A 656-nucleotide genomic window follows, 5' to 3' on the forward strand; every position below is an offset into this window, starting at 1 on the left:
CGAGGTCTCGATCGGCACATTTGCCTCCTCGAGCACGGCGATGATCGGCACGCCTGAAGGAACCAACAGTTCTTGGCCAGATCTGGCGAGCCTTATCCTGAACGAGCCGTCCGCCGCTTGCTGCCCTGCGGCCGCGCCGAAATACTCGTGATGCACAGCTCCTGCCGGCCACGCGCTCGACGACGCCGATGAACGGCGCGGGGCCACACACGTACAGGTGTGCGTCATCCGCCGGCCTGGTGCCAAAAAGACCGTTCGCAAACTCCTCCAGCTCGTCTCCGGAGACTCCGACGTGAAAACGCACCCTGTCGCGGAACGCCTCTCCTTGCAGCACCGAAGCGAACGCGGCATGCTCCATCGAGCGCACGAAGTACTCCAATCGGAACGTGGCACCTTGGGCTAGTACGTCATCCCATAAATAACGAAACATGATTAGACTCGCTTTGTTGTCATGCACTGCAAAGAGGAGTTGCCATGCGCCAAACCGAAATGCATCTTTCTGGCGAGGATCGCCGACTGGTCGAAGAGATTCGCAGCAAGGGATTGCACTATTCCCGGGAGGTCAATCGAGCCCATGTACTGTCGTGCCTGGACCGAGGCGTGCCAGAGGCGCAGGTCATGGCGGTGCTTGGCATCGGGCGCACCGCGTTGTGGCG

The 656-nt window shown here is 60.7% G+C and carries 1 pseudogene; it reads left to right on the forward strand.

Features of this window, described 5'->3' with window-relative positions:
- Nucleotides 1-474: 474 nt before the first annotated feature.
- Nucleotides 475-656 (forward strand): annotated as a pseudogene (locus AC1DY5_RS57875) (helix-turn-helix domain-containing protein); the annotation flags it as partial.

It is taken from the genome of Variovorax sp. P4_D9, from assembly GCF_056401695.1.